This window comes from Amycolatopsis sp. 195334CR (assembly GCF_017309385.1).
Lineage (GTDB): Bacteria > Actinomycetota > Actinomycetes > Mycobacteriales > Pseudonocardiaceae > Amycolatopsis.
In genome coordinates this window covers 1-8,077 of the sequence record NZ_JAFJMJ010000006.1, presented here as the reverse complement: position 1 = coordinate 8,077, position 8,077 = coordinate 1, and the positions used below count along the sequence as shown (strand labels likewise).

At 71.8% G+C, this 8,077-nt stretch carries 1 protein-coding gene; it reads right to left on the bottom strand.

Features of this window, described 5'->3' with window-relative positions; translation table 11 throughout:
* Positions 1-8,077 (bottom strand): non-ribosomal peptide synthetase (locus tag JYK18_RS46375; RefSeq protein WP_206810874.1); only part of this gene is annotated, 8,077 nt, incomplete at both ends.

The following is an 8,077-nucleotide window of genomic DNA, read 5'->3' as shown; positions in this document are numbered from 1 at the left end:
TGGCGAGAGGTCGGTGCCCCAGTAGCTCTCGCACCGGGGCGCGACCTCACTGAGGATCAGGCCCGAACCCACCCCGATCTCCAGCACCCGGCGCGGTTCGAAGGCCAGGATCCGCCGCACGGTCTGGTCCCGCCACTCCCGCATCTCCACCGGCGGGATCGGTTCCTTGGTGTAACTGCTGTTCCAGCCGTCGAAGTTGCTGCCGAGCGGGACCGCGTCGGTCCGGGTGTACAGCTCGTCGTAGAGCTGCTTCCAACCCTCGACCTGCTGTTCGTCGGCCTCCTCGTCCTCGTGCCCGGACGGCACCACGTAGGCCACGAGGTGTTCGTCGCGGGCGACGACGGCGGCCCGCGCCACCCCGGGATGCCCGGCCACCACCGATTCGACCTCGCCGGGCTCGATCCGGAAGCCCCGCACCTTGACCTGGTCGTCCCCGCGGCCGAGGTACTCCAGCTCGCCGTCCGCGCGCCGGCGCACCAGGTCGCCCGTCCGGTACATGCGACCGGACCCGAACGGATCGGCCACGAACCGCGACGCGGTCAGCCCGGCCCGGCCCAGATACCCCCGTGCCACCCCGGCACCCGAGACGTACAACTCCCCCGGTACCCCGACCGGCACCGGCCGCAGCCCGCGGTCGAGCACGTACACCGACGTGCCCACCACGGGACGGCCGATCGGCACCACCGGGTCCACAACGGACAGCGGTGAACTGAGCACCGCGCACACCGTGGATTCCGTCGGCCCGTAGGCGTTGACCATCCGCCGCCCGGGTGCCCAGGCCGCGACCAGCTCACGGGAACAGGCTTCACCGCCGACGATCAGATGGGTCAGGGCCGGCAGGCTTCCGGCCGGAACGGCGGCGAGTGCGCTGGGCGTCAGCAGCGCGTGCGTCACGCCGAACCGCTCGACCACCGCCGCGAGTTCGCCGAGCTCACGGCTTTCGGGCAGCACCAGCGTGGCGCCCGAGCCGAACGCCATGCACAGTTCCCAGAACGCCGCGTCGAAACTCGGGGAGGCGAACTGCAGCACCCGGCTCCGGTCCGTAAGGCCGAGCCGGTCACGCTGGGTCTCCACCAGCGAGGCGATGCCCGCGTGCGACACCGAGACGCCCTTCGGCACACCGGTCGAACCGGACGTGTAGATCACGTACGCCTGGTTCAGCGGCGACAGCGTGACCGGGCGTGCCTCCGGCTCGGCGTGGTAGTCCGGCAACTCGGTCAGCACCAGCGCCGGAGCGGCGTCGCGGAGCATGAACTCGATCCGGTCGACCGGGTACGCCGGATCGATCGGCAGGTACGCGGCCCCGGCCTTCAGCACCGCCAGCACGGCGACCACGAGGTCCGCCGACCGCGGCAGGGCGAGCGCCACCACCCGTTCCGGCCCGGCACCCCGCGCGATCAGGTGGTGCGCGAGCCGGTTGGAGGCCGCGTCCAGTTCCGCGTACGACCAGGATTCGTCCCCGCGCACCAGCGCGACCGCGTCCGGGGTGCGCGCCGCCCATTCGGCGAACACCTCCGGCACGGTGACGGCCGCGGGCGCCGGGCCGCCGTCGGAGAATTCCGCCCACTGACGGCGTTCGGCGGCGTCGAGCAGGTCGATCGCCCCGGTCCGGCGATCCGGGTCGGCGGCGACCGCCGTCAGCAGGCGCTCCAGCCTGGCCAGCAGGGATTCCACAGTGGACCGGTCGAACACGTCGGTGGTGAACTCGGCGATCCCGGCCAGCCGCCCGGTCTTCCCGCCCGCGAGGACGTGCACGGACAGGTCGAACTTCGCCGTGCCGGTGCCGAGGAACTCGGGAACGGCGGCCAGCCCGGGCAGCGCGACCTCGTCCACGGGCATGTTCTGCCAGCCGAGCGCGACCTGGAACAGCGGCTGATGGGCGAGCGAACGCTCCGGGTTCAGGATCTCCACCAGGTGCTCGAACGGCACGTCCTGGTGCGCGTACGCCGCCAGGCTCCGCTCACGCACCCGCTCCAGCAACTCGCGGAAAGTCGGATCGCCCGAGGTGTCCGTGCGCAGGACCAGCGTGTTCACGAAGAACCCGACCAACTCGTCCAGTGCCTGGTCGGTGCGGCCCGCGATCGCGGCACCGATCGGGATGTCGTCGCCCGCGCCGAGCCGGGACAACAACGCCGCCAGCGCGGCGTTGACCACCATGAACAAGCTCGCACCACTGTCACGGGCGAGGTCTTCGAGCCGGTTCCGCAGGTCCTCCGGCCACTCGAAGGACACCGTGTCACCGCGGAACGTCGCGGTCGGCGGGTACGGCCGGTCGGTGGGCAGGGTGATCCGCTCGGGCAGGTCCGCCAGTGCCTGCTTCCAGTAGGTGACCTGCGAAGCGAGTTCGCTGCCGGAGTCCTCCAGCGCTCCGAGGAGTTCGCGTTGCCACAGCGTGTAGTCCGCGTACTGCACCGGCAGCGGCGCCCACTCCGGCGCGCGGCGGGCCCGCCGGGCGGCGTAGGCGGTGCTCAGATCCCTGGCCAGCGGGGCCAGCGACCAGCCGTCGGCGGCGATGTGGTGCATGACCAGCACCAGCACGTGGTCCTCGTCGCCGACGCGGAACAGCTCCGCCCGCAGCGGGATCTCCGTCTCCAGGTCGAAGAGGTGCCGGGCCGCTGTTTCCGCGGGGGCGAACGCACGCACCACCGTCACCGGCAGCTCCGGGCGCACGTCGTCGAGCACCTGCTGCCGCGGCACGCCGTCGACCTCGGGGAACACCGTCCGGAGGGTTTCGTGCCGGGCCACCACGTCGGCCAGGGCGGACTCCAGCGCCACGAGGTCGAGCGGGCCGGACAACCGCAGTACCAGCGGGATGTTGTAGGTCGGTGACGGGCCTTCGAACCGGTTCAGGAACCACAGGCGCGACTGCGCGAACGACAACGGCACGACCTCGGGCCGGTCGACCGGCACCAGCGCGGCCCGTGCCGCACCGGCCCCGCCCAGGCGCCGGGCCAGCGCGCCGACCGTGGGTGCCTCGAACAGCGCACGCACGCCCAGTTCGACGTCGAAGGCCGTGCGCACCCTGGCGACCAGGCGGGTGGCCAGCAGCGAATGCCCGCCGAGGTCGAAGAAGCTCTCGTTCGTGCCCACCTCGGGCAGCCCGAGCACCTCGGCGAACAGACCGCACAGCAGGTGCTCGGCGGCGTTGCGCGGTTCCTGCCTGGTCCCGGTCCCGCCGAACTCCGGGGCGGGCAGGGCACGCCGGTCCAGCTTGCCGTTGACCGTCAACGGCAGTTCGTCGAGCACCACCACCGCCGCGGGCACCATGTACTCCGGCAGGCGCTCGCCGGCGAAGGCACGCACGGCGTTGGCCAGCGCCCCGATGTCGTGCCTGCTCGCGGGCCGGTTGGTGTACGCGCCCGGCGAGAAGACCCCGGTACGCGCGGTCTTCGGGCGTGGGAAGGGGAGCCCGTTCCGCACGCACACGAGGTCGAACTGCTCGTCGCGGCGGGACCAGGTGGCGCGGGCGCGGTAGCCGCGTTCGGTCACCGACAGGATCAGCTCGTGGGGGTCGACGGCGGCTTCGTCGGTAAGGCGGGCGTTCGGGACGCCTTCGACGCGAAGGATGTCGGAGCCCAGCCGCCGCAACAGGTCCTCGACGCCCGTGAACGGCACGGTGTCCACTTCGGACTCCGGTACCGGCCGCGTGTGCAGCACCACGTCGTAGCGGTAGCGGGTCAGTTCGTTGTGGTACGCGCCGCCCTTGAGCCGGACGTCGGCCCACTCCAGACCGGGGACGTGCTCTGCGAACGCCGGGAAGAACGCCGGATCCACCAGGAGTTCCTTCTCCTGCGGCACCACACCGATCGCGGTGTGGAAGTGGGCGGCGAGGCGCTTGTTGCGGACGTCGCCGACAAAAACCACGCCGCCCGGAGCCAGCAACCGCGTGACCGAGCGCAGAACGTCGGCGAGGTAGTCGGCGTGCGGGAAGTACTGCACCACCGAGTTGATCACCACCACATCGAAGCGGCCCTCGGGCAGACCGGTGACGTCGTCCGCCGGTTGGCAACGCAGTTCGGTGCGCCCGGCCAGCTCCGGCCGCTCGGCCACCTGGCGGCGCAGACGCTCGATGACCTCCGGCGAGAAGTCCGTGCCCCAGTAGCTCTCACACCCCGGCGCCGCCTCGCTGAGGATCAGGCCGGAACCCACCCCGATTTCGAGCACGTGCCGCGGGGCGAACTCGCGGATCCGGCGCACGGTCTCGTCCCGCCACTCCCGCATCTCCACCACCGGAATGGGTTCCCTGGTGTAACTGCTGTGCCAGCCGGCGAAGTCGCTGCCCAGCGGGACCTCGGCCGCGGTGGCGTAGAGGTCGTCGTACACCTGCTGCCAGCCGCTGACCTGGGCTTCGTCGTCCTCGTCGGCGGGCACCACGTAGCCGATCAGGCGTTCGTCGCGGACGAGCACCACCGCCTGCGCCACCGCGGGGTGCGCCGCGACCACCGACTCCACTTCGCCGGGCTCGATCCGGAACCCGCGGATCTTGACCTGGTCGTCCCCGCGGCCGAGGTACTCCAGCTCACCGTCGGCACGCCAGCGCACCACGTCCCCGGTCCGGTACATCACCCCGTCGCCGAAGGGGTTCGCCACGAACCGCGAAGCCGTCAGCCCGGAGCGGCCCAGGTATCCGCGGGCCACTCCCGCGCCCGCGACGTACAACTCCCCCGGCACCCCGACCGGCACCGGACGCAGACCCCGGTCCAGCACGTAGAGCCGCAGGTTGGCGACCGGCCGCCCGATCGGCGTGACGTGCCCGCCGAGGTCGCCGTCCGCCTCCCACGCCGCCGCGTACACGGTCGCTTCGGTCGGCCCGTAGGCGTTGACCAGCCGAAGGTCCGGCCGTGCCGCGCGGACCCCTCGCACGAGTTCCGGCGACAGCGCCTCACCGGCGAACACCACCGTGCGCGAGACGTCGACCGAACCGTCGAGCACCAGCTGCCCCAGCGCGGACGGCACGCCGCTGGTCAGGCTGCCACCGGGGCGGCCGGGCAGGGCGAGCGCGCTGGCGACCACCTCGACCGCGCCCCCGCGCACGAGCGGCGCGAACATCTCGAACACGGACACGTCGAAGCTCAGCGAGGTCGAGGCGAACACGTGCGACAGTTCGTCGTCGTCGAAGACGGTCGCCGCCCACACCACCAGGTTGGCGACGGCCGCGTGCGACACCGCGACACCCTTCGGCGTGCCGGTCGAGCCCGACGTGTAGATCACGTGCGCCTGGTTCAGGCCGTGGACCGAGCACCGGACCGGTCCCGGTTCCTGGTCCGCCAGCCGCCGCGGGTCGTACTCCACCACGGGCAGCCCCGTGCCGTCGAACACCCGGCGAACGGACGCGGTGCTCACCGCCACCACGGGCGCCGCGTCGCGGAGCATGAACTCCAGCCGCTCGGCCGGGTACTCCGGATCGATCGGCAGGTAGGCGCCGCCGGTCTTCGTCACGGCCAGCACCGCCACCATCATCTCGACCGACCGCGGCACGGCCAGCGCGACGATCCGCTCGGGCCCGGCACCGGCTTCGGCCAGCAGGCGCGCGAGCTGGTTCGACGCCACGTCGAGCTCGCGGTAGGAGACGGACTCGTCCCCGCAGATCACCGCGACCGCGTCCGGGGTGCGCTCCGCTTGCTGGGTGAACATCTCCGCCACCGTGGCGGTGCCGACGGCCAGGCCGGTGTTGGTGAACTCGCCGAGCACGCGCTCGCGCTCGGCGTCGTCGAGCAGGTCGACCGTCCCGGGGCGACGGCCCGGATCCTCGGCCACCGCGGTCAGCAGGCGCTCCAGCCTGGCCAGGATGGATTCCACTGTGGACCGGTCGAACACGTCGGTGTTGAACTCGGCGAAGCCTTCCAGTTCGCCGTCGATCAGGTAGACGGACAGGTCGAACTTCGCCGTGCCGGTGCCGACGAACTCCGGCACCACGGACAGCCCCGGCAGGTCGGCCCCGCCGGCGGGCATGTTCTGCCAGGCCAGCATGACCTGGAACAGCGGCTGGTGGGCGAGCGAGCGCTCCGGGTTCAGGATCTCCACGAGGTGTTCGAAGGGCACGTCCTGGTGCGCGTACGCCTCCAGGCTGCGCTCACGCACCCGGTCCAGGAGTTCGCGGAAGGTCGGGTCGCCGGAGGTGTCCGTGCGGAGGACCAGTGTGTTCACGAAGAACCCGACCAGGTCGTCCAAGGCTTCGTCGGTGCGGCCCGCGATCGCGGCGCCGATCGGGATGTCGTCGCCCGCACCGAGCCGGGACAACAACGCGGCCAATCCGGCGTTGACCACCATGAACAAGCTCGCCCCGGCGTCCTTGGCCAGGGTTTCCAGCCGCGCGCGCAGGTCGGGCGACCAGCCGAAGGTCACCGTGTCGCCCGCGTAGGAGGCCAGGTGCGGGTAGGGCCGGTCCGTGGGCAGGGTGATCCGTTCGGGCAGCCCAGCCAGTGCCTGCTTCCAGTAGGCGACCTGCGAGGCGATCTCGCTGCCCGGGTCGTCCACCGCGCCGAGCACTTCGCGTTGCCACAACGTGTAGTCCGCGTACTGCGCGGGCAGCGGTGCCCAGTCCGGTGCCCGGCCGTCGCGGTGGGCCGCGTACGCCGTGCTCAGGTCGCTCCACAAAGGACGCAGCGACCAGCCGTCGCCCGCGATGTGGTGGACCACGACCAGGAGCACGTGGTCCTCGGGCCCGGTGCGGAACAGCTCGGCCCGCACCGGGATCTCGGATTCCAGGTCGAAGATGTGCCGGGCGGTCCCGGCCAGGGCGTGGTCGAGGTCGTCCACGTCGGTAACGGTCAGCTCGGGCCGCACGCGCTCGAGCACGCGCTGCCACGGCCTGCCGTCGATCTCGGGGAACACCGTGCGCAGGCTCTCGTGCCGGGCCACCACGTCGGCCAGCGCGAGTTCGAGCGCTTCCACATCGAGCTGCCCGGTCAGCCGCAGGGCGAGCGGGATGTTGTAGGTCGGCGAAGGACCTTCGAAGCGGTTCAGGAACCAAAGGCGCGACTGCGCGAAGGACAGCGGAACGTGCTCCGGTCGCTCGACCCGGGTCAGGGCCGCTCGCGCGGCACCCGCCCCGGTGAGGCGGCGCGCCAGCGCACCCACCGTGGGCGCCTCGAACAGCGCCCGCACGCCCAGCTCCACCCCGAACGCCGTGCGCACCCGGGCCACCAGGCGGGTGGCCAGCAGCGAATGCCCGCCCAGCTCGAAGAAGCTCTCGTTCGTGCCGACTTCCGGCACCCCGAGCACCTCGGCGAACAAGCCGCACAACTGGTGCTCCGCCGCATTGCGCGGCTCCTGCCTGATCCCCGCTCCGAACTCCGGGGCGGGCAAAGCACGCCGATCCAGCTTTCCGTTCACCGTCAACGGCAGCTCGTCCAGCACCACCACCGCCGACGGCACCATGAACTCCGGCAACCACTCCGCCGCGTGAGCACGCACCGCCGTGACGACTTCACCGGCGTCGCGGCGGGTCGCCGGGCTGTTGGTGAAGGCAGCCGGGGAGAACTCGCCGGCGGGCGCGGGGGCGATTCGCGGGAACGGCAGGCCGTCCCGCACGACTACGAGGTCGAACTGCTCGGGATTCCGCGACCAGGTCGCCGCGACCAGGTATCCACGTGCTTCCAGTGATTCAGCCAGTTCGTGCGGATCCACCGCGTCGACGGACACAGCCAGGGCGTCGGCACTGGAGCCGCCTCGTTCGAGCACTTCGCGCGCGGCGGCTTCCTGGGCGACGCGGGCGTTCGGGAGGCCGGTCACCCGCACGGCCTCGGGGAGCTGTCCGGCCAGGTCCTCGTAGGCCACCACGGGCACCTCGCGCGGGGACTCGGCCCGGGTGTGCAGCACGGCGTCGTAGCGGTAGCGGGTGAGTTCGTTGTGGTGCGCTCCGGCTTTGAGCCGGACTTCGGCCCATTCCAGACCGGGCACGTGCTCGGCGAATGCCGGGAAGAACGCCGGGGCGACCAGCAGCTCTTCCTCCGACAGCGCGGCCTTGTCCGCCGCGGCCAGCACGTTCTCCGCGCCCTGGTGAAGTTGCACGGCGGTGTGGAAGCAGCGGGCGAGTTCCCGGTTCCGCACGTCGCCGACAAAAACCACCCCGCCC